Below are 19544 nucleotides of genomic sequence, written 5' to 3' on the forward strand. Positions count from 1 at the left end.
CGCGCGACCGGACTCGATCACAAACCAACAGGGAGCCCCAAGGATCGCCCCGGCCGGGGCGGATTCAGCCGAGGGTGCCCGGCCCCCGCGGCGCGCCCTCGGCCGCCCGGTCCAGCAGCCCCGTACGGGCAGCGAGGGCCGCGGCCTCCAGCCGCGAGCCCACACCGAGCTTCATCAGCACCCGCTGCACATGCGTACGCGCGGTGCTCGACGCGATCCCCATCCCGACGGCGATCAGCCGGGTGTCCTCGCCCTCCGCGACCCGGACCAGCACCTCGGCCTCCCGCGGCGTGAGCATCTGCAGCAGCCGGCGGCCCTCGTCGTCCGGCTGGACCGCCGGATTGAGCAGCTCGGCGAAGGCGGACCTGAGCAGCTGCGGCGCGATGGCGCTCTCTCCCGCACGGGCCTTGACCATGGCCCGTTCCACGCCCTCGATCCGCTCGTCGTGCCGCACATAGCCGACGGCCCCGGCGGCGAAGGCGGCCGCGATCCCGCGTGGACTCGGCACCGGCCCCAGCACCACCACCGCCACCTGCGGGCGCTCCCGCCCGATCCGCGCGATCGGGTCGAAGGCGCCCGGCTCGGCGGGGGACGCCGTGCCGAAGAGACAGACCTCCGGGACTCTGCTGACCACCAGTTCCGCCGCACCGGACGTCGGCGCGGCCGCCGCGAGCACCCGGTGCCCGCGCAGTTTCAGCGCCGAGGCGAGTGCCTCGGCGAGCAGTCGGTGGTCATCGACCACCATGAGCCGCACGCCGCCCATCGAACACGCCCCCAAGTCCCCCTGTGTGCCCCGGCCCGTCCGCCCCGGCCCGTCCGCCCCGGCAAGCTACCCGCTTGTTCGAGGTTGCGCACCTTACCCGCCGCACACCCCCCAGAATGCCGAATTCTGCTTTGTTCAGGGCCACTTGAGAGGCGGAAAACGATCGGCCCTGCCGGTCGGTGATCGGCCGGCAGGGCCTTGGCGCACGCCCGTACGCACGGGTCGGCGGATGAGCGGTCAGCTGCTGAGCGAACAGCCGAGGGTGATCAACCGGTGGAGAAACTGACCACCAGGTACTGCTTGTCGTCCAGCGAGCTCTCGCGCGGCTCGCTGATCATCACCTCGGACATGTACAGCCGCCCCTGGGAGTACATGATCTCGGCGTAGTCCCCGGAGAAGCTGGTCTCCGCGTCGCGGACCGCCTCCTCGCCCGGGTTCTCCATCAGCAGCGTCTGCTTGAAGGTGGAGCCGTTGATGGAGACGATCTGGCCGCCCTTGTCGTACGGGGGCTGCTTGTACGCGATGACGTTGGTGCCGTCCATCCGCAGCGGGGTCAGCGTGTAGCGGTCGCCCGCGTCCGCCTTGCCGCCGACGATCTTTCCGGTGGTCAGGTCGAAGGCGACGATCTCGTTGGTGTCGCCGTAGTCGCCGCCGCCCTCGTGTTCCTCGGTCGGCAGGTAGAGCCGGTTGTTGCCGACCGCCAGGTGCTGGCACTGCTCGACCTCGGTGGAGCCGCAGCGCGCCGCGTACTTGTCCCCGTCGGCCGAGATCCGCACGATCAGCTTGCCGGTGGCCGCGTCGATCGAGAAGAAGTCCGAGATGCTGCTGCCGTCACCGGCGGTGTCGCCGACATCGGCCGCGACGACCAGCGGCTTGGTGGAGACGATGCTCGCGTACTCGACGCCGGAGGGCATCTTGAACGAGGAGATCGGCGCGCCGGTGGCCGGGTTCAGGGCCTGGATGGTGAGCTGCGGCTGGTCGTACGTGCCGCACATGCGGACCACGGCGAGGGCCTCGCCGCCGCCGTATCCCTTGTCGTAGCAGCCGTCGGTGCTGACCTTCGGCTTCCACAGCTCGGCGCCCGTGGTGAGGTTGAAGGCCGCGCCGCCGCTGGTGCCGCCCGCGGCGACCGTGGTGCCGCTGAGCGTGACCTCGTCGAACCTGATCGGCTCGTCGCCGTTGCTGGCGGCGGTGACCGACTTGCTCCACAGCAGCTTGCCGGTGGCCAGGTCGAGCGCGCCGACCTGGTTGCACGGCTGGTACTTCTTCGCCTTGGTCGGCTTGCCCGCCTCGAACGTGATCGCCGTCTTGAAGTCCTTGCTCATGTGCCGGGAGGCGGCGCAGAGCTGACCGGGCAGCGGGATGGACCAGAGCTTGGTGCCCTTGGCCGGGTCGTAGCCGACGATCTCGTTCACGCCGGTCTTCACGTACGCCTTGTCGGTGAGCCAGGAGCCCGCGACCGCGGTGACGTCCGTGACCTTCGGCTGCGGAAGCTGGAATCCGACCTTGGACTTGGTGTTGGCGGGCGCCTTCTCGTCGCCGCCGGCGAGCCCGTCGCCCTCGGCGCCCTTGTCCTCGCCGCCGGTGGTGCCGGTGGAGGCCGCCTCGGTGCCGCCGTCCTTGTCGTCATCGCCGCCGGAGGCGTAGATGATGCCGCCGCCGATGATCAGCACCACGGCGACGGCCGCGGCGACGATGATCTGCATCTGGGTGGTGAACTTCTTGCCGCCGTTCCCGCCCGGCTCCGGGACCAGGTACTGCGGCTGCATCGGCTGGGTCGGGTAGCCGTACCCCTGCTGCGGAGGCATGCCGGGCTGCCCGGACGACGGTCCCTGCGGATAGCCGTAGCCGCCCTGCGGTCCGTTGGGGTAGCCGTACCCGTTGGGCTGCGGCGCGGGCGGGGGGACATAGCCGCCCGCGGCCGGGGCGGTGGGGTAGCCGTAGCCACCGGCGGGCGGGGCGGCCGGATAGCCGTAGCCGTCGGCGGGCGGGGTGGGCGGGCTCCCGTAGCCCCCGGCGGGCGGGGTCGGCGGGCTCCCGTAACCGCCGGCGGGCGCGGTCGGCGGCTGCTGCTTGCCGAAGGCGTCCGACGGCGGTGGGGTCGGGTCGCCGAACCCACCGGGCGGCGGGTCCTGGGGGGCGCCGAATCCGCCGGAGGACGGCTCGTTCGGCGGCTGGGGCGGCTGCGTCATGGCGTACGTACCTCAGGAGAAGGGGGTGTGTGGGGTCGGGGCCGGTGGCTTTCGGCCGTGTTCCGTGGGGTGCCGTCGTGAACCGTCACTTGCCGAACACCATCATCGTCTTCTGCTCCTTCTCCTTCTCGTCGTTGTTCGCGCTGATGCGCCCGCTCATGACGAAGGAACGGCCGCCCGCGTAGGCGATCTTGGAGGTGAAGAAGCTGCTTTCGAGGCGGGTCGTCCCGTCCGGGTGCTGAAGCACGACGCTGGGGGTGCCCCCGGCCGGCGGGAGCGTCGCGATCGCCCCGCCCTTGTCGTACTTCGCCTCCATGTAGAGCAGCACGTTGCCGCCCTCCATGCGCAGCGGCTGAAGCACCCGCTCCGCCGGGGCGTCCGCCTTCCACTTGGTCTTGCCGGTGTTCAGGTCGAAGGCGACGACCTTGTTGGTCCGGCCGGTGCCGCTGGAGTCGGCCTCGGTCGCGATGTAGAAGGTGTTGGCGTCGGCGGCGACACCGCTGCACCCTTCGAGCTTCTCGCCGAAGATGCTGAAGTCGTGGCCGCAGTCGGTGGAGAGCTTGTCACCCTTGTCGCTGACCAGCTGGGAACGGAGCGTGCCGTTCTCCTTGAGCGCGATGATGGACCACTGCTTCTTCTTCTTGTGGGTGAGCGAGACGATCAGCGGGCTCACCGAGTAGACCTTCTTCACCTCCCAGCCACGCGGCGGCTGGTACGTCCACTTGGCCTTGCCGGTGGTGGGGTCGAGCTCCTGGACCTGGTGCTGCGGGTTGTCCAGGTCGTCGGTGCGGCAGCTGGTCGCGGCGATCAGCTTGGGGCCGCCCGCGAACGCGAAGGGCTGGCAGTTGCCCGACGGCTTGCCGAACAGTTCCTTGCCGTCGCTGACGCGGAACGCGTTGGAGTTGCTGGTGCGCCCGACGGTGACGGTGTCGCCGCTGATCGCGAGACCGATGTCGGACATCAGGTCCCAGGTGCCGTTCTTCGTGATCGACTTCTTCCAGCCGGCCTTGCCGGTGTTGAGGTCGATCATCTGGAGGTCGGAGCAGTCGGCCCTGTCCGAGGTGCCGTTCTTCACGCCGAGGACGATCTTGCCGTCGGCGGTCGGCTGATGGGGCGTCGCGCACACGTCGGCGGGAAGCGGGAGGGCCCACTTCTGCTTGCCGTCGGCCACGGAGTAGGCGGCGATGCCGCGGTACATGGCCTTGACGACGGTGTCCCCGACGATCCAGGGGCCGTACACGTCCGCGCCGTTGCGCGGCAGGTCGACATCGTTCGTCTGGAGCCAGAGCACCTTCGCCTCGCCCGGCTTGCGCCCGGCGTTGAGGTCGTCGTCCACCGCGCGGCCGTCACCGTCGCCGTTGCCCTCGTCGACCGTGGGCGAACCGCTGGGCGCCGTGGAGCCGGTGTTGGCGACGGGCTTCTTGTCGTCGTCGCCCCCGCCCACGGCGAACCAGACACCGGCGCCGACGACCAGGACGACGGCGAGCGCCGCGGCCCCGAGGACGGCGGGCTTGCCCTTGAGGAGGCCGCCACCGCCGGATCCGGCCGGGCCGCCGGGCACGGGAGCGCCGGGGTACTGCTGCTGCGGATAGCCGTAACCGGCCTGGGTCTGCTGACCGTACGGCCCCGGCTGCTGGGCGTACGGGCCCGCGGCCTGCTGGCCGTACGGGCCCGGCTGCTGGGCGTACGGGCCCGGGGCCTGCTGACCGTACGGTCCGGGCTGCTGGGCGTACGGTCCCGGGGCCTGCGCGGGCGCCTGTCCGGGCGCCTGGGGATAGCCGTAGCCTCCGGGGTCCTGGCCCGGAGCCTGCGGATAGCCGTAGCCGGGCTGTCCGGGGGGCGGCGTCTGCGGGGGGCCGGCCGGGGGCTGCGCGGGCGGCGGCGTCTGCGGTGCCTGGGGCGGCTGGGCCTGGTGCGGCGGCTGAGGAGCTCCCTGCGGCGGCCCCTGCGGAGCCCCGAAGCCTCCCTGCGGCGGTTGCTGGCTGGGCGGCTGGGTCATCAGCACGTCCCCCTTCGTGCGGTCCGGTGCCCGTTCCGGTCTCCCCCGCGATTCCGCTGGGCTGAAATCCCCTCGGAAAGGAGCGAATCGGGCATGGCTCCCGCAGTGTTACGACAGTCGAGCGGGGCTTCTTTGTACCACCCCCAACACGGCGGACACCGGGTCGGCCCATCCCCTGTTCCCAAGGGAGAACCGCCTTGTGATGCCCTCGTTATGCCCCGGCCGGACCTGATCGTCAGTCACCGAGGGCGACCATGGCCGGCATGGCCCGGCGCCCGGGCGGTTGTCGAGGTTCTTGCCCCGGGTACGCGGTTCCCCGGCGCAGCTCGGCCCGTAGGCGTCGCTGCCGCCGACGAGTTGGGAGCGGTAGGTGCCATCGGCGTTGAACACGGCGACGGGCCACCGGTCCTCGGTCCGGCAGCTGGTGGCGGCGAGCGGCGGGGCGCCGCTGACGAAGCCGAACGGCCGGCAGTTGCCGGGCAGTTCGCCCGTCAACCCCGGGCGGGGCTTCTTTCCGCCACCCGCCCCGCCCGCACCGTCCGTACCGCCAGCCCCGCCTTCACCGCCCCGTCACACCGTGGCCGTCAGGCGTCCTCGGCCAGCTCCAGCCAGCGCATCTCCAGCACATCGCGCTCGGTGACCAGCTCGCGCAGCTCGGCGTCGAGCTTGGCGACCTTCTCGAAGTCGGTGGCGTTGTCGGCGATCTGCGCGTGCAGGGTGGTTTCCCGCGTCGACATCTTGTCGAGCTGCCGCTCGACCTTCTGGAGCTCCTTCTTCGCCGCCCGTGCCTCCTGCGGCGACACGGCCGGGACCGGCGCGGAGGTCCGGCCGGGCGCTGCCGGGGCGGCGGACGGCGTGGCCGTCTCCTCCATCCGCTGCCTGCGCTCCAGGTACTCGTCGATCCCGCGCGGCAGCATCCGCAGTGCGCGGTCGCCGAGCAGCGCCATCACCCGGTCCGTGGTCCGCTCGATGAAGAAGCGGTCGTGGGAGATCACGATCATCGACCCGGGCCAGCCGTCGAGGAGGTCCTCCAGCTGGGTCAGGGTCTCGATGTCCAGGTCGTTGGTCGGCTCGTCGAGGAAGAGGACGTTGGGCTCGTCCATCAGCAGCCGCAGGATCTGCAGCCTGCGCCGCTCACCGCCGGACAGGTCGCCGACCGGGGTCCACTGCTTCTCCTTCGAGAAGCCGAACTGCTCGCAGAGCTGGCCCGCGGTCATCTCGCGGCCCTTGCCCAGGTCGACCCGGTCGCGCACCTGCTGGACGGCTTCCAGCACCCGCAGGTTCGGGGGCAGCTCACCGACCTCCTGGGAGAGGTACGCCAGCCGGACGGTCTTGCCGACGATGATCTTTCCGGCGGCCGGCTGTTCCTCGCCCTGCGTACGGCATGCCTCCTCCAGCGCCCGCAGCAGCGAGGTCTTGCCCGCGCCGTTGACCCCGACCAGGCCGATCCGGTCGCCCGGACCGAGCTGCCAGGTGAGGTGGGTGAGCAGCGTCTTGGGCCCGGCCTGGACGGTCACGTCCTCCAGGTCGAAGACGGTCTTGCCGAGGCGGGCGTTGGCGAACTTCATCAGCTCGCTGGTGTCGCGCGGCGGCGGCACATCGGCGATCAGCTCGTTGGCGGCCTCGATGCGGTAGCGCGGCTTCGACGTACGGGCGGGGGCGCCGCGGCGCAGCCAGGCCAGCTCCTTGCGCATCAGGTTCTGGCGCTTGGACTCCTCGGTCGCGGCGATCCGCTCCCGTTCGGCGCGGGCGAAGACGTAGTCGCTGTAGCCGCCCTCGTACTCGTGGACCGCGCCGCGCTGGACGTCCCACATGCTGGTGCAGACCTGGTCGAGGAACCACCGGTCGTGCGTGACGCAGACGAGTGCCGAGCGGCGGGCCCGCAGATGGCCGGCCAGCCAGGAGATGCCCTCGACGTCGAGGTGGTTGGTGGGCTCGTCCAGGACGATCAGGTCCGGTTCGCCGATGAGCAGCTTGGCCAGCGCGATACGGCGGCGCTCACCGCCGGAGAGCGGGGCGATGACGGTGTCCAGGCCGTGCTCGAAGCCGGGCAGGGCGAGCCCGCCGAACAGCCCGGTGAGCACATCACGGATCTTGGCACTGCCCGCCCACTCGTGGTCGGCGAGATCGCCGATGACCTCGTGGCGGATGGTGGCCGACGGGTCGAGGGAGTCGTGCTGGGTGAGGACCCCGAGGCGCAGCCCGCCGTTGTGCGTGACCCGGCCGCTGTCCGCCTCCTCCAGCTTGGCGAGCATCCGGATGAGGGTCGTCTTGCCGTCGCCGTTGCGGCCGACGACACCGATCCGGTCGCCCTCGGACACCCCGAGGGATACGCCGTCGAGCAGGGCACGGGTGCCGTACACCTTGCTGACCTGCTCGACATTGACCAGATTGACGGCCATTTCACTCCTGCCCAGGGGGACTGTTCGACTCCCCCAGGGTACGGCGCGGCGGGGCACCGACGCCCCGGCCCCGGCTCCGTCCGGGACCGGCACCGCGTTCAGCGCCCCGCGCGTTCCACCAGGAGCCAGCCGCCGAGCGCCATCGCGACAGCGGCCGGGGCGCTGACCCGTACCGCGATGAGCAGCGCGGTGTGTCCTTCCAGGAGCCCGCCGAAGCCCACCATGGACAGGCCGAGCACACCGAGCAGGCAGAGCGTCGCCCCGAGCGCCGAGACGGGGCCGGAGCCCTTGCCCGGCACGGCGGAGACGGGTCGTTCGAAGGTACGGAAGACGGCGACCAGTCCCGCGGTGACGACGACGGCCGCCGCGAGCCGGAGCGGGACCTGGGCCCACCAGGCGCCGGTGGCCGGTTCGGGCAGCGGGACGCCGAGGGCGAGCATCGCCCCGTACACCCCGAGCATCGCGGTGAGGTGCCAGAGGAACGCGGTCATCGCCATCCCGTTGGCGGCGACGACGGTGCGCCAGACCCGGGGCCGGGCGACGAGGCGGGCGCCCGGTCCGCGCAGCACCTCGACCGCGCCGACGAGCCAGAGGCCGTGGCAGAGCAGGGCGAGGGTCGGCGGGGCCATGTTGCTGACCTTCTCGCCGGGCATGCCGACCATGGACAGCGGATACGGGCCCAGGGCCACCAGTGCGGCGGCGGTGACCAGTCCGGCCCCGGCGAGCAGGGCGGGGCGGCGGATGCGTCCGTCGGCGCGCAGGAACCCGAGCTGGTGGACCGCGAGCCAGACGAAGGCGAAGTTCAGGAACGAGACGTACGGGACCGAGGCGGCGAACCGCAGGATGTCGACGGCGACCGCGGCACCGGCGAGCGCGGCGAAGGCGCCCCAGCCGTAGCGCTCGTGCAGCTTCAGCAGCGGCGGGGTGAACGCCACCATGGCGAGATAGATCCCGATGAACCAGAGCGGCTGGGTCACCAGCCGCAGCGTGACCCCGGTGAGCCCGCCGCCCCCGCCCAGCAGCTGGACGATCAGCGCGGCCGCTCCCCAGACCAGGATGAAGACCACGGTGGGCCGCAGCAGCCGCTGGAGCCTGGCCCGCAGGAAGGCGGAGTAGACGGAGTCCGTGGAGCCCTCGGGACGCCTGCGGAGCAGGGAGCGGTAGGACAGGGCGTGCGAGAAACCGCCGACGAAGAAGAACACCGGCATGATCTGGAGCACCCAGGTCAGCAGCTGGAGGCCGGGGACGACCGCGAGCAGGTTGCCGACGCCGTCGGTCGTGACGGCGGCCATCAGCCAGTGGCCGAGGACGACGGTGCCGAGCGAGGCGACGCGCAGCAGGTCGATGTAGCGGTCCCGGGTGGCGGGCGTCGCCCCGGCCAGTTCACGAACACTCGATCCCGCACGAACACTTGATCCCATACGGGTACGGTCGCGCCGATCGCCCGGGGGCGGGAGCGCGACCGTACTCAATTCGCGTCTGAGTACCGGGGGTCAGACGACGGTCGCACCGGGGGCGGGCGACACCGCGATCCGCGCGTTCCGGCAGGTCCCGGAGCCGAGCAGGGCATCGGCCACCTTGCGGGCCGATGCCTCGTCCGCCACCAGGAACGCGGTGGTCGGCCCGGAGCCGGAGACCAGCGCGGCCAGGGCGCCCGCCCCGGTGCCGGCCGCGAGGGTGTCGGCCAGCGAGGGCCGCAGGGAGAGCGCGGCGGGCTGGAGGTCGTTGCTCAGGGTCGCCGCGAGTGCGCCGGAGTCGCCGGAGCGCAGGGCGTCCAGGAGCGCTTCGGACGCGGTGGGCGCGGGGATGTCCCTACCGGCGGTGAGCCGGTCGAACTCGCCGTACACCGCCGGGGTGGAGAGCCCTCCGTCGGCGACCGCGAAGACCCAGTGGAAGGTGCCGCCGACCTCGACGGGGGTGAGCTGTTCACCGCGTCCGACGCCGAGCGCCGCCCCGCCGACCAGGCTGAAGGGGACGTCGCTGCCCAGCTCGGCGCAGATGGCGAGCAGTTCCTCGCGGGTGGCGCCGGTGCCCCACAGGGCGTCGCAGGCCAGCAGGGCGGCGGCCCCGTCGGCGCTGCCCCCCGCCATGCCGCCCGCGACCGGGATGTCCTTGGTGATGTGGAGGTGCACACCGGGGGCGATGCCGTGGCGTGCGGCCAGCGCGAGCGCGGCGCGGGCGGCGAGGTTGCCGGTGTCCAGCGGGACCTGGGCGGCGTCCGGGCCGGAGCAGGTGATCGTCAGCTCGTCGGCCGGGGTGGCGGTGACCTCGTCGTACAGACCGACGGCGAGGAAGACGTTGGCCAGGTCGTGGAAACCGTCGGGGCGCGCGGCGCCGACGGCGAGCTGCGCGTTGACCTTGGCGGGGACGCGGACGGTGACGCTCCCGGCCGTCGGACGGGCCGTCCCGCTCACTCGCTGCTCCCGGGGACGTCGGCGGCCACGGCGGGCTTGTTCTCGGCGATGGCGGCGAACTCCTCGACCGTCAGCGCCTCGCCGCGGGCCTGCGGGGAGATCCCCGCGGCGACCAGCGCGGCCTCGGCGGCGGGCGCGGAACCGGCCCATCCGGACAGCGCGGCGCGCAGCGTCTTGCGGCGCTGGGCGAAGGCCGCGTCGACGACGGCGAAGACCTCTTTCCGGCTCGCCGTGGTGCGGAGGGGTTCGGTGCGCCGGACCAGGGAGACGAGCCCCGAGTCGACGTTCGGCGCGGGCCAGAAGACCGTCCGGCCGATGGACCCGGCGCGCTTGACGTCCGCGTACCAGTTGGCCTTCACCGACGGCACGCCGTAGACCTTGTTGCCGGGCCGCGCGGCCAGCCGGTCGGCCACCTCGGCCTGGACCATGACCAGGGTCCGCTCGATGCTGGGGAAGCGTTCCAGCATGGTGAGCAGGACCGGTACCGCCACGTTGTACGGCAGGTTCGCCACCAGGGCCGTCGGCTGCGGGCCGGGCAGCTCGGTCACGAGCATCGCGTCGGAGTGGACCAGGGCGAACCGGTCGGCACGCTCCGGCATCCGGGCGGCGACCGTGGCCGGCAGGGCGGCGGCGAGGGTGTCGTCGATCTCCACGGCGACGACCCGGTCGGCCGCCTCCAGCAGGGCCAGGGTCAGCGAGCCGAGCCCCGGGCCGACCTCGACGACCACGTCGTCCGGGCGGACCTCCGCGGTGCGCACGATCCTGCGGACCGTGTTGGCGTCGATGACGAAGTTCTGACCGCGCTGCTTGGTGGGGCGTACGCCCAGCTTGGCGGCCAGGTCGCGGATGTCTGCGGGGCCCAGGAGGGCGTCGGGCTCTGTGCTGCTCACCCGGTAAGCCTACGGCCGCGGCGCGGGGGCAGGCCCCTTCGGCCCTCGGTGCGCGCCCCCCGCTGATGGAGCGGGAGGCGCGGGGGCAGGCCCCTTCGGCCCTCGGTGCGCGCCCCCGGGGAGGAGCGCGCTCCGGTGGGCCTCAGTAGTCGAAGGCCCGCGCGGTGTTGTCGTAGACCGCCGCGGCGAGCGTGTCCTCGTCGAGGCCCTTCACGGCCGCCATGGCCCGCAGGGTGACGGGGATGAGGTACGGCGCGTTGGGGCGCCCCCGGTACGGGGCGGGTGTGAGGAAGGGGGCGTCGGTCTCGACCAGGACCAGCTCGGTCGGGGCGACGGCCAGCGCGTCGCGCAGCGGCTGGGCGTTCTTGAAGGTGACGTTGCCCGCGAAGGACATGAAGTACCCGGCGTCCGCGCAGATCCGGGCCATGTCGGCGTCGCCGGAGTAGCAGTGGAACACGGTCCGCTCGGGTGCTCCCGCGTCGGCGAGCACGCGCAGCACATCCGCGTGCGCGTCGCGGTCGTGGATGACGAGGGCCTTGCCGTGCCGTTTGGCGATCTCGATGTGGGCCCGGAAGGACTCCTCCTGGGCGGCCATGCCCTCGGGGCCCGTACGGAAGTGGTCGAGGCCGGTCTCGCCGACGCCGCGTACGTGGTCGAGTGCGGCCAGCGCGTCGATCTCCGCGAGTGCCTCGTCGAGCGCCGCCTTCCCGCCCGGCGCCCTGACCCCCTGCCGCGACCCGCCGTCGGGGTCGCCGTGCACGATGCGCGGCGCCTCGTTCGGGTGCAGGGCGACCGAGGCGTGCACGGCCGGGTGGGCCGCCGCGGTCTCGGCGGCCCAGCGCGAGCCCGCGACGTCGCAGCCCACCTGGACGACGGTGGTGACGTTGACCGCCGCGGCCCTGGCCAGGCCCTCCTCGACGGTTCCGTCCTGCATGTCCAGGTGGGTGTGCGAATCGGCGACCGGAACCCGCAGGGGTTCGGGCAGCGGCGGGGCTTCCGTACGGCTCATGCCCACGATCGTACGAGGACGTGCGCGGCGCGCTCACCGGCGACATGGGGCCCGGACCGCCGACGGCCGCGGCGCCGGACCGCCCAGCACGTGGACCGGCCCGCCGGCCACGGGGTGGCCGGCGGGCCGACTGCGCGCACCCCGCCCGCCCGCGGGCGGGCGGGGTGACCGGCCGGTACGTCTACCGGCGGTGGAAGGGATGCAGCAGGTCGGACAGATGCCAGTGGTGCGACGCCGCCGGAGCCGCGGCGACCGCGGCGACCTCGTCGCCCTCGGCGGGCGCCGCGGACCTGGAGGTCTTGGGGGTCTTCGGGATCTGCTGGCGCTGGAGCAGCTGCTGCACGCTGGAGACCCGGCCGGACCGCATGATCCGGACCACATGGCCGCCGCAGTTCGTGCAGGTGGGAGTGGACAGCGGTGAGGGCACCCGCTCCCCGTCCGCCTTGTAGACCACGAAGGCATTGCCGGAGCCGTCGACGTGGTGCTCTATCTCGTAGGCCTGTTCCCAGCCGAATCCGCACCGCATGCAGGCGAAGGCGTACGCCTCATGCACGGTGGTTGCTGCGATCTCGCTCATACCTGCTCCTCTTGTCCGCCGGACAAGCACTCCGGGGATTGCCCGTCACCCTCCAGTGGACACCTCCGTATGGGCGGACGCACCAGCTCAGGGCCAGCATTGATGCGTTCTTGGCCTCCTTGGGCCGCCCTTTGCCCCCGCATGGCGCCGGACAGGGTCGCCCGTGACCGGCCGCGCACCGAGCGCCCTTGCGCGCCGCCCGCACCGGGCTGAATGCGCCCCGCGCACTACCCCCCGGCCGAGTGAGCGGAATATGCGTTTCCCCAGGCCATTGACTTACGCGAGCGATAAGAATTCACATTCAATTGAATGAGTAATTTTCCCGGTCGGCCTATCCGATTTGCGGCTTTACATTTCGTGCATTTCACTCGGACCGTACGCAGAACCCCACTTCCCACAGGACGGGGAACAACCCATGTTCACCACCGAATCCACTGCCACCGACATCGAGATCGACCTCGACGCGGCGCTCAACCCGGGCGAGGCCGAAGGCTTCTACCGGGACTCGCGCGAGTGCGCGTACCTCGCCCTCCTCGGAGGCGGCTCGCTCCTGCTGCTCGCGCCTCCGACCCCCCGCCCGAAGAAGGGCTAGTCGGTAGCACATGGACCAGTCACATGCTTCGTCCCCCCTTGCGGGTGCCGTGCATGACCTGGCAACAGAGGTGGTCCTCGCTCTTCGGAGCGGGGACCACCTCGCCATGGTTTGCGGCGCCGCCGGAATCGACGAGGGAAACCGGACAGGAATTGCCGCGGTACGCGTCATCGGAGCCGATCTGCTGCTGCCCAGTGTTCTGCACGGGCACAATCCGCATCCCGGAGACATTGCCGTACTCCACCGTGCCGTGCGGGAATTCCCGCCCCGGCCCGACTCCTCCGACGCCACGGCCTGGAGCCACTGGGGCATGATGTCCGCCCTGCACCGGACGGCACCGGCCACCACCGCCACCGGACAGCCGCCGGCCGCCGGGCACAGCACCGGCGAACCCGATGCGGCCTGGCTCGAAGCGGCCCCCTGGCAGGCCTTCACCCATCAGCTCTCCGTACTGGCCCCGCTCGCCGTCCCCGCCGCTTCGTCGGCCGTGCACCGGGCCGCCGCCCACCGGGTCGTCGACCTGTCCCGGGGGTTCGTGCGCGCGGTGCGGCGGCGCAACTGGCTCCAGGCGGCGGGAGCCGGCCGCTGGCTGGCCTCGCTGGACGGCCGGCCCGACAGCCTGGGCCTGGAGCGCGGGCTCGACTTCGTGGAGCTCATGGGCGGCCCGGACCCCCGGGTCATCCTGCATGTGCGGGCGGCCCGGCTCATGGCCGAGGGGCGGGCGCGGTGACGGCATCGGCGCCCGCCGGCCTCGGCGCACAGCCCGGCGGCACGGCGGGCGCGGCGCTGTCCGTACTGCCGGGCGTACTGCGCCGCGCGCTCGGCTGGGCCGACGCCCACCGCTCGGGCTTCGTACTCCCCCAGGACGTACTGGAGCCGCACACCAAGGTCAACGACACCCTCAAACCCCTGGGCGAGCTGGCCCAGCTCTGCACCACGATCCGCCGCAGCACCGACCCGGACACCCCGGAACACGGGACGGCCGGGGAACTCATCGCCTTCGCGTGGGAGCAGGTGCACGACGGCGGCCTGCTGCTGGAGCTGCTGCGCGGCGAACCCTTCGCCGCGTACCCGTACGAGATCTACGCCGCCTTCGCCGGACACGGGCTGCGCCACGAGGGTTTCGAGCGCCTGGCCGGGACGCTCTCCTCGACCCGGGGCTGGGCCCACACCGAGCAGCACGCCAACCGGGAGCTCGGGCTGATCAACTCGGAGCGGCGGGTCGGCGCCGCCCCGCACACCGACCCGGGCCCGGTCCTCGCGCGCACCTGGCTGGGCGGGCTGTCCGAGCCATGGATGTTCGAGGGACCCTCCGGCTACGCGCTGACCCACACCGTCTTCCACATCACGGACTGGTGCTGTGTCCCCGAGCGGATGCCCCCCGACATCGACGCCTATCTGCGGGCCTGGCTGCCCCCCTGGGTCGACGGCTGCCTGGAGAGCATGCAGTGGGACCTGACCGGCGAGCTGCTCGCGGTCGCCGCCGCCCTGCCGGGCCAGCCGCCCTCGGCGCTGCTGGACGCGGCCTGGCCCGCACTGGCCGCCGCACAGGCGCCGAGCGGCGCCGTACCGGAGACGGGTCCGCCGGTCTCTCCGGAGGATGCCCCGCCGGGTGGTGCGGGCACCGGTCCGGACCCGTACCCCTTCCTCGCCTGCTACCACTCCACCCTGGTGACCGCGTTCGCCGCAGCCCTGTCCCTGAAGCGGCTCACCGCGCACCGGCCGGACGCCGCGACGGCGGAGACCGGGGCCGCCGCATGAGCCGCATGAGCCGCACCAGCCGCACGAAGGGAGCTGCCGCATGAGCGGCATCCAGCAGATCCATGACGTGGGCGCGCGGGCCCTGGGGTGGCTGTACGACCACCGGGCGGGCTTCCGGCTGGACGACGACCCGCCACCCGAGGTGGGTGTCCTGGACCGGTTCAAGCCGCTCGGCGAGCTGGCCATGATCAGCAAGGTCATCTTCCGGGAGGGGGTCGCCGGTTCCCGGCAGGCCGACCTGGCGCGCAAACTCCTCGACCACGCCTGGCACGAACTGCTGGGCTCGGGAGCACGGCTGGTCGACGGCCAGCGGCGCGAACCGCTCTGCCCCATTCCGATGGAGGTCTACGTACCGTTCCGGGAGCTGGGGTTCCGGGAGCCGTCCCTGGAGGCCGCCGTCCGGTTGAACCACCGGCTGACGAGCTGGGGCGCGCTGGAGGTCGTCCCGGTGCGCCGGCTCGGACTCAGCGCCGTGGAGCGCCGTTTCGGAGTGGAGCCGAGCATGCCGGTCGACGAGGCGTACCGGCGCACCTGGCTGTCCCGGCGGCCCGAGCCCTGGACCGTCGAGGGCAACATCGGTTACGACATCACCCACACGGTCTTCCATCTGACCGACTGGGGCGCGAACCCGGCCGGGCTGCCCGCCGAGGTGGCGGACTACCTCGCCCTCTGGCTGCCGGTGTGGCTGGACGACTGGCTCGACCTGGGCCGCTGGGACCTGCTGGGCGAACTGCTCGTCGTCGACGCCTGCCTGCCGCGGCCGACCCTGGACCCGGCCGCCTGGCAGGCGTTCGCCGGGGCACAGCAGCCGGACGGGGCGATGCCGGCGATCGGCGCCATGCCGGAGGGGGACGAGGAGTCGGTCTTCGACCTCGTCTACCACCCGACGCTGGTGGCCGCGTTCGCCTCGGCGCTGGCCCTGTCCCGCGCCCTGTCCGACCTCGCCGCCCCGGCCCCCGCGTGACGGCGCGGCAGGACGTCCGCCGGGTCCCCACCGGGCGTCCGTCCCGGGACGGCGACGGGGGGACCCGGCTGCTGGCCGACGCCGCCCGGACCATCGACTCGCCCGGCCTCGTGATCGCGCTCAGCCACCGGGGCCACCGCACCCTCCAGTACGGCGCCGTGCCGCCCGGCGGCGTACCGCGCGACCGGCTCCACTACGAGCTCGGTTCCGCGTCCAAGCCCTTCACCGGGCTGCTGCTCGCCGCACTCGTCGCGGCGGGCCGGGTGCGGTACGAGGACTCGGCGGCCGGACTGCTGGCACCGGGCCACCCGGTGCATCCCGCCGTGCGCGCCATCACCCTGCGCCATCTGATCACCCACACCTCGGGCCTCCCCGGGGCGCCGGCCGGCTTCTACCCGCAGGCGCTGCCCCGGTGGTCCACCGCGCCGTACAGCGGCTACCCGGCCGACCGGGTCGTCCGGGCGTTCCTCCGCGCCCGCCCCCGGCACCGGCCGGGCACCCGCTGGCACTACTCGAACTTCGCGGTCTCCGTACTCGGGCACACCCTGGCCGCCGCCACCGGCATGCCCTGGGAGGCGCTGCTCCAGCAGGAGGTGCTGGGCCCGCTCGGGCTGGACGGCACCCGGCCACGCCCGGGGCCGCCGGGCAGCGACGCGGTGGGGCACCGGCGCGACGGCGGTCCGGTGCCCGCGCTGGACACCGGCGGGTTCACCGCCGCCGGAGCGGTGCGGGCGACCCCGCTGGACCTGCTCACGTTCCTGGAGGCGCACCTTCCGGGTGCCGTGGCGCCCACGCGTCCGCTGGCCGCCGCCTTCGCGGAGGTACGGCGTCCGCTGCTGCGGCGCGGTCTGCGGCACGCCCACACGCACACGCTGACCTGGTTCCGCCATCCGTCACCGCGCGGACCGGTGTACTTCCACGCCGGAGCCACACTCGGGCAGCAGGCGTTCCTGGGCTTCCGCCCGGACACCGGCACCGCCGTGGCCGCCGTGACCACCCGGCGGGTGCACAGGACCGACCCGTTCATCGCGACGATCCACGGCCTGCTGACGGAACGCCTCTGAGGCGTGCGCGGTCCGGACCGGCCGGGGCCTCGCGGATGCGGACCGGCAGGTGGCCTCGCGGGTCCGGACCGGCAGGTGACCTCTCCGTACCGGACCGGTCAGGACCCTCCCCGTACCGGACCGGCCCGTACGTCCCGAGCCTGACCGGCCCGTCAGGGCTTGGGGGGCCGCGCGGCGTTCTTGGCCGCGACGACCGCGTCGAACACCTCCCGCTTGGGCAGTCCGGCCGCCGCCGCGACCGCCGCGATGGCCTCCTTGCGCCGCTCCCCCGCCTCCTCGCGCACCTGCACCCGGCGCACGAGCTCCTCGGCGTCCAGGTCCTCGTTGCCGGAGTCCGTGGCGCCCTCGACCACGACGGTGATCTCACCGCGCACCCCGTCCGCCGCCCAGACGGCGAGTTCGCCCAGCGGGCCCCGCTTCACTTCCTCGTACGTCTTGGTCAGCTCCCGGCACACGGCGGCCCGCCGGTCCGCGCCGAACACCTCGGCCATCGCGGCCAGCGTGTCGTCCAGCCGGTGCGGGGCCTCGAAGAAGACCATCGTGCGGCGCTCGTCGGCGACCTCACGGAGCTTGCCGAGCCGTTCGCCCGCCTTGCGGGGCAGGAAACCCTCGAAGCAGAACCGGTCCACGGGCAGCCCGGACAGGGCCAGAGCCGTCAGCACCGCCGACGGGCCCGGCACGGCGGTGACCCGGATGTCCTTCTCGACGGCGGCGGCGACGAGCCGGTAGCCGGGGTCGGAGACGGACGGCATCCCGGCGTCCGTGACCAGCAGGACCCGCGCCCCGCCGGTCAGCGCCTCGACCAGTTCGGGCGTGCGCGCCGACTCGTTGCCCTCGAAGTAGGAGACGACACGCCCCGTGGTGTGGATGCCGAGCGCCTGGGTGAGGCGGCGCAGCCGCCGGGTGTCCTCGGCGGCGACGACATCGGCCCTCTCCAGCTCGGCGGCGAGCCGTGGCGGGGCGTCCGCCACGTCGCCGATGGGGGTCCCTGCGAGTACCAGCGTTCCAGTCGTTCCAGTCACAACAGTCATCCTCCCAGCCCCGGCGGCACACCTCGCACAGATGCGTTCCCTACGATGGCGCGGTGACGAGTACCGCACCCGAAGCCCAGCAGGGCCACGACGCCGGGGATCCGCACGGCGAACAGCCGCATTCCTGGCAGCGGCGGCTGCGCCGCTTCGGCCATACGCCCCGGCCGGAGACCGGGCTGCGCGAGCGGCTGGTGCCGCCGTACACCCGCCCGGGACCCCGGCTGTGGGCGGTGCTCGGGGTGCCCGCACCGCTCGCGGACCGGATCGTGCGCTGGTCAGCCTGGGGCGGTCCGCTGCTGGTGACCCTGGTCGCCGGGCTGCTGCGGTTCTGGAACCTGGGCAAGCCGGACGCGGTGATATTCGATGAGACGTACTACGCCAAGGACGCCTGGGCGCTGATCAACCAGGGGTACGAGGGGGCCTGGCCCAAGGACGTCGACAAGCTGATCCTGCAGAATCCGTCCGGGGTGCAGATCCCCGTCGAGCCCGGCTATGTCGTGCATCCGCCGGTCGGCAAATGGATCATCGGGATCGGCGAGCAGCTCTTCGGCTTCACACCGTTCGGCTGGCGCTTCATGGTCGCGCTGCTGGGCACGGTGTCCGTCCTGCTGCTGTGCCGGATCGGCCGGCGGCTGTTCCGCTCGACGTTCCTGGGCTGTCTGGCGGGCCTGCTCCTCGCGGTGGACGGCCTGCACTTCGTGATGAGCCGCGCCGCGCTCCTCGACCTGATCCTGATGTTCTTCGTGCTGGCGGCCTTCGGCTGCCTGGTGATCGACCGCGACTGGGCCCGCCGGAAACTGGCCGCCGCGCTGCCGGTAGACGAGGAGGAGGGTCTGCTGCGCCCGGACTACCGGATCGCCGAGGACCTGCGGCTGGGATGGCGGCCGTGGCGGATCGGCGCGGGCGTGATGCTGGGCCTGGCGTTCGCCACGAAGTGGAACGGCCTCTACATCCTGGCCGCGTTCGGCGTGATGGCGGTGCTGTGGGACGTGGCCGCACGGCGCACGGCGGGCGCGGTGCGTCCGTACCGGGCGGTGGCGCGACGGGATCTGCTGCCCGCGTTCGTCTCCACGGTGCCGGTCGCGATCGGCACGTACGTGGTCTCGTGGACCGGCTGGATCGTCACGGACAAGGGGTACTACCGCAACTGGGCGGCGACCGAGGGCAAGGGCGGCAGCTGGACCTGGCTGCCGGACTGGCTGCGCAGCCTGTGGCACTACGAGAACCAGGTGTACGACTTCCATGTCGGCCTGACCTCCGGGCACACGTACCAGTCCAACCCCTGGAGCTGGATCATCCTGGGCCGTCCCGTCTCGTACTTCTACGAGGAGAAGAGCGGCTGCACGGAGTCCTCGACCGGCAAGTGCGCCGCCGAGGTGCTTGCCATCGGCACCCCGCTGCTCTGGTGGGCGGCGTGCTTCGCGCTGCTGTACGTGCTGTGGCGGTGGTTCTTCCGGCGCGACTGGCGGGCGGGCGCGATCGCCTGCGGGGTGGCGGCGGGCTGGCTGCCCTGGTTCCTCTACCAGGAGCGCACGATCTTCCTGTTCTACGCGGTCGTGTTCGTCCCCTTCCTGTGTCTGGCCGTGTCGATGATGATCGGCGCCATCCTGGGCCCGGCGGCGGGGACCGGGGCAGGAGCGGAACTGGGCCTGAGGCGGGACGACCCGAACGGCGAGAGACGCCGGACGCTGGGGGCTATCGCCGCGGGCGTGCTGGTCCTGCTGATCGTCTGGAACTTCATCTACTTCTGGCCGCTGTACACAGGGACCTCGATCCCGGAGGACTCCTGGCGCGACCGGATGTGGCTGGACACCTGGGTGTAGCGGGGCGGAACCACCAAGTGGGCATGACCGACGGTCACGCCCACTTGGTAGTTGTTGGCCATC

16 protein-coding genes are annotated in these 19544 nt (G+C 72.6%); 6 read left to right on the forward strand and 10 right to left on the reverse strand.

Annotated elements, in window-relative coordinates; all coding sequences use genetic code 11:
* Positions 1-64: 64 nt before the first annotated feature.
* The 9 genes from OG251_RS15810 to OG251_RS15850 form a co-directional block, all read right to left on the reverse strand.
* Complete coding sequence (locus tag OG251_RS15810; protein ID WP_326677782.1) at positions 65-763, reverse strand: helix-turn-helix transcriptional regulator; 699 nt, start codon at positions 761-763, stop codon at positions 65-67.
* Positions 764-1029: 266 nt separating this feature from the next.
* The gene (locus tag OG251_RS15815) at positions 1030-2955 is read right to left on the reverse strand and encodes an outer membrane protein assembly factor BamB family protein (protein ID WP_326677783.1); all 1926 of its coding nucleotides are present in this window, start codon (positions 2953-2955) and stop codon (positions 1030-1032) included.
* An 85-nt stretch (positions 2956-3040) separates the two neighbouring features.
* The gene (locus OG251_RS15820; protein ID WP_326677784.1) at positions 3041-4954 is read right to left on the reverse strand and encodes an outer membrane protein assembly factor BamB family protein; all 1914 of its coding nucleotides are present in this window, start codon (positions 4952-4954) and stop codon (positions 3041-3043) included.
* A gap of 584 nt (positions 4955-5538) precedes the next feature.
* Entirely contained in the window at positions 5539-7356 is a 1818-nt protein-coding gene (locus OG251_RS15825) for an ABC-F family ATP-binding cassette domain-containing protein (protein WP_326677785.1), read from the reverse strand.
* A gap of 98 nt (positions 7357-7454) precedes the next feature.
* Positions 7455-8777 carry an acyltransferase family protein gene (locus OG251_RS15830; protein WP_326677786.1) on the reverse strand — a complete coding sequence of 441 codons (1323 nt, stop codon included), beginning with the start codon at positions 8775-8777 and terminating at the stop codon, positions 7455-7457.
* 72 nt (positions 8778-8849) lie between these two features.
* Complete coding sequence (locus tag OG251_RS15835; protein ID WP_326677787.1) at positions 8850-9770, reverse strand: 4-(cytidine 5'-diphospho)-2-C-methyl-D-erythritol kinase; 921 nt, start codon at positions 9768-9770, stop codon at positions 8850-8852.
* Positions 9767-10660 (reverse strand): 16S rRNA (adenine(1518)-N(6)/adenine(1519)-N(6))-dimethyltransferase RsmA, encoded by an 894-nt coding sequence (rsmA, locus tag OG251_RS15840; RefSeq protein ID WP_326677788.1) that lies wholly within the window; start codon positions 10658-10660, stop codon positions 9767-9769. Before rsmA ends, OG251_RS15835 begins: the two co-directional genes overlap by 4 nt.
* 142 nt (positions 10661-10802) lie before the next feature.
* Positions 10803-11669 carry a TatD family hydrolase gene (locus tag OG251_RS15845; RefSeq protein ID WP_073725901.1) on the reverse strand — a complete coding sequence of 289 codons (867 nt, stop codon included), beginning with the start codon at positions 11667-11669 and terminating at the stop codon, positions 10803-10805.
* A gap of 181 nt (positions 11670-11850) precedes the next feature.
* Positions 11851-12246: a hypothetical protein gene (locus OG251_RS15850; protein ID WP_326677789.1), complete on the reverse strand. Its 396-nt coding sequence runs from the start codon at positions 12244-12246 to the stop codon at positions 11851-11853.
* A gap of 415 nt (positions 12247-12661) precedes the next feature.
* Between OG251_RS15850 and OG251_RS15855 the strand changes: the two genes are divergently transcribed.
* The 5 genes from OG251_RS15855 (at position 12662) to OG251_RS15875 (ending at position 16627) form a co-directional block, all read left to right on the forward strand.
* Positions 12662-12838 carry a hypothetical protein gene (locus OG251_RS15855; RefSeq protein ID WP_198953461.1) on the forward strand — a complete coding sequence of 59 codons (177 nt, stop codon included), beginning with the start codon at positions 12662-12664 and terminating at the stop codon, positions 12836-12838.
* Between the two features lie 10 nt (positions 12839-12848).
* Positions 12849-13568, forward strand: coding sequence for a hypothetical protein (locus OG251_RS15860; RefSeq protein ID WP_326677790.1), 720 nt, complete (start codon positions 12849-12851; stop codon positions 13566-13568).
* The gene (locus OG251_RS15865) at positions 13565-14599 is read left to right on the forward strand and encodes a DUF6895 family protein (RefSeq protein ID WP_326677791.1); all 1035 of its coding nucleotides are present in this window, start codon (positions 13565-13567) and stop codon (positions 14597-14599) included. The genes OG251_RS15860 and OG251_RS15865 overlap by 4 nt, the downstream gene beginning before the upstream one ends.
* 40 nt (positions 14600-14639) lie before the next feature.
* Entirely contained in the window at positions 14640-15563 is a 924-nt protein-coding gene (locus OG251_RS15870) for a DUF6895 family protein (protein WP_326677792.1), read from the forward strand.
* 68 nt (positions 15564-15631) lie between these two features.
* A complete protein-coding gene (locus OG251_RS15875; protein WP_326681280.1) occupies positions 15632-16627 on the forward strand; it encodes a serine hydrolase domain-containing protein in 996 nt (331 codons plus the stop codon).
* A 152-nt stretch (positions 16628-16779) separates the two neighbouring features.
* Here the strand turns inward: OG251_RS15875 and rsmI are convergent, their stop codons facing one another.
* On the reverse strand, positions 16780-17658 hold the full coding sequence (gene rsmI, locus OG251_RS15880; RefSeq protein ID WP_326677793.1) for a 16S rRNA (cytidine(1402)-2'-O)-methyltransferase: 879 nt from the start codon (positions 17656-17658) through the stop codon (positions 16780-16782).
* Between the two features lie 53 nt (positions 17659-17711).
* Here rsmI and OG251_RS15885 point away from each other — a divergent pair, with 53 nt between their 5' ends.
* Positions 17712-19481: a dolichyl-phosphate-mannose--protein mannosyltransferase gene (locus OG251_RS15885; RefSeq protein ID WP_326677794.1), complete on the forward strand. Its 1770-nt coding sequence runs from the start codon at positions 17712-17714 to the stop codon at positions 19479-19481.
* Positions 19482-19544 lie beyond the last annotated feature (63 nt).

This window comes from Streptomyces sp. NBC_01237, from assembly GCF_035917275.1.
Classification (GTDB): domain Bacteria; phylum Actinomycetota; class Actinomycetes; order Streptomycetales; family Streptomycetaceae; genus Streptomyces.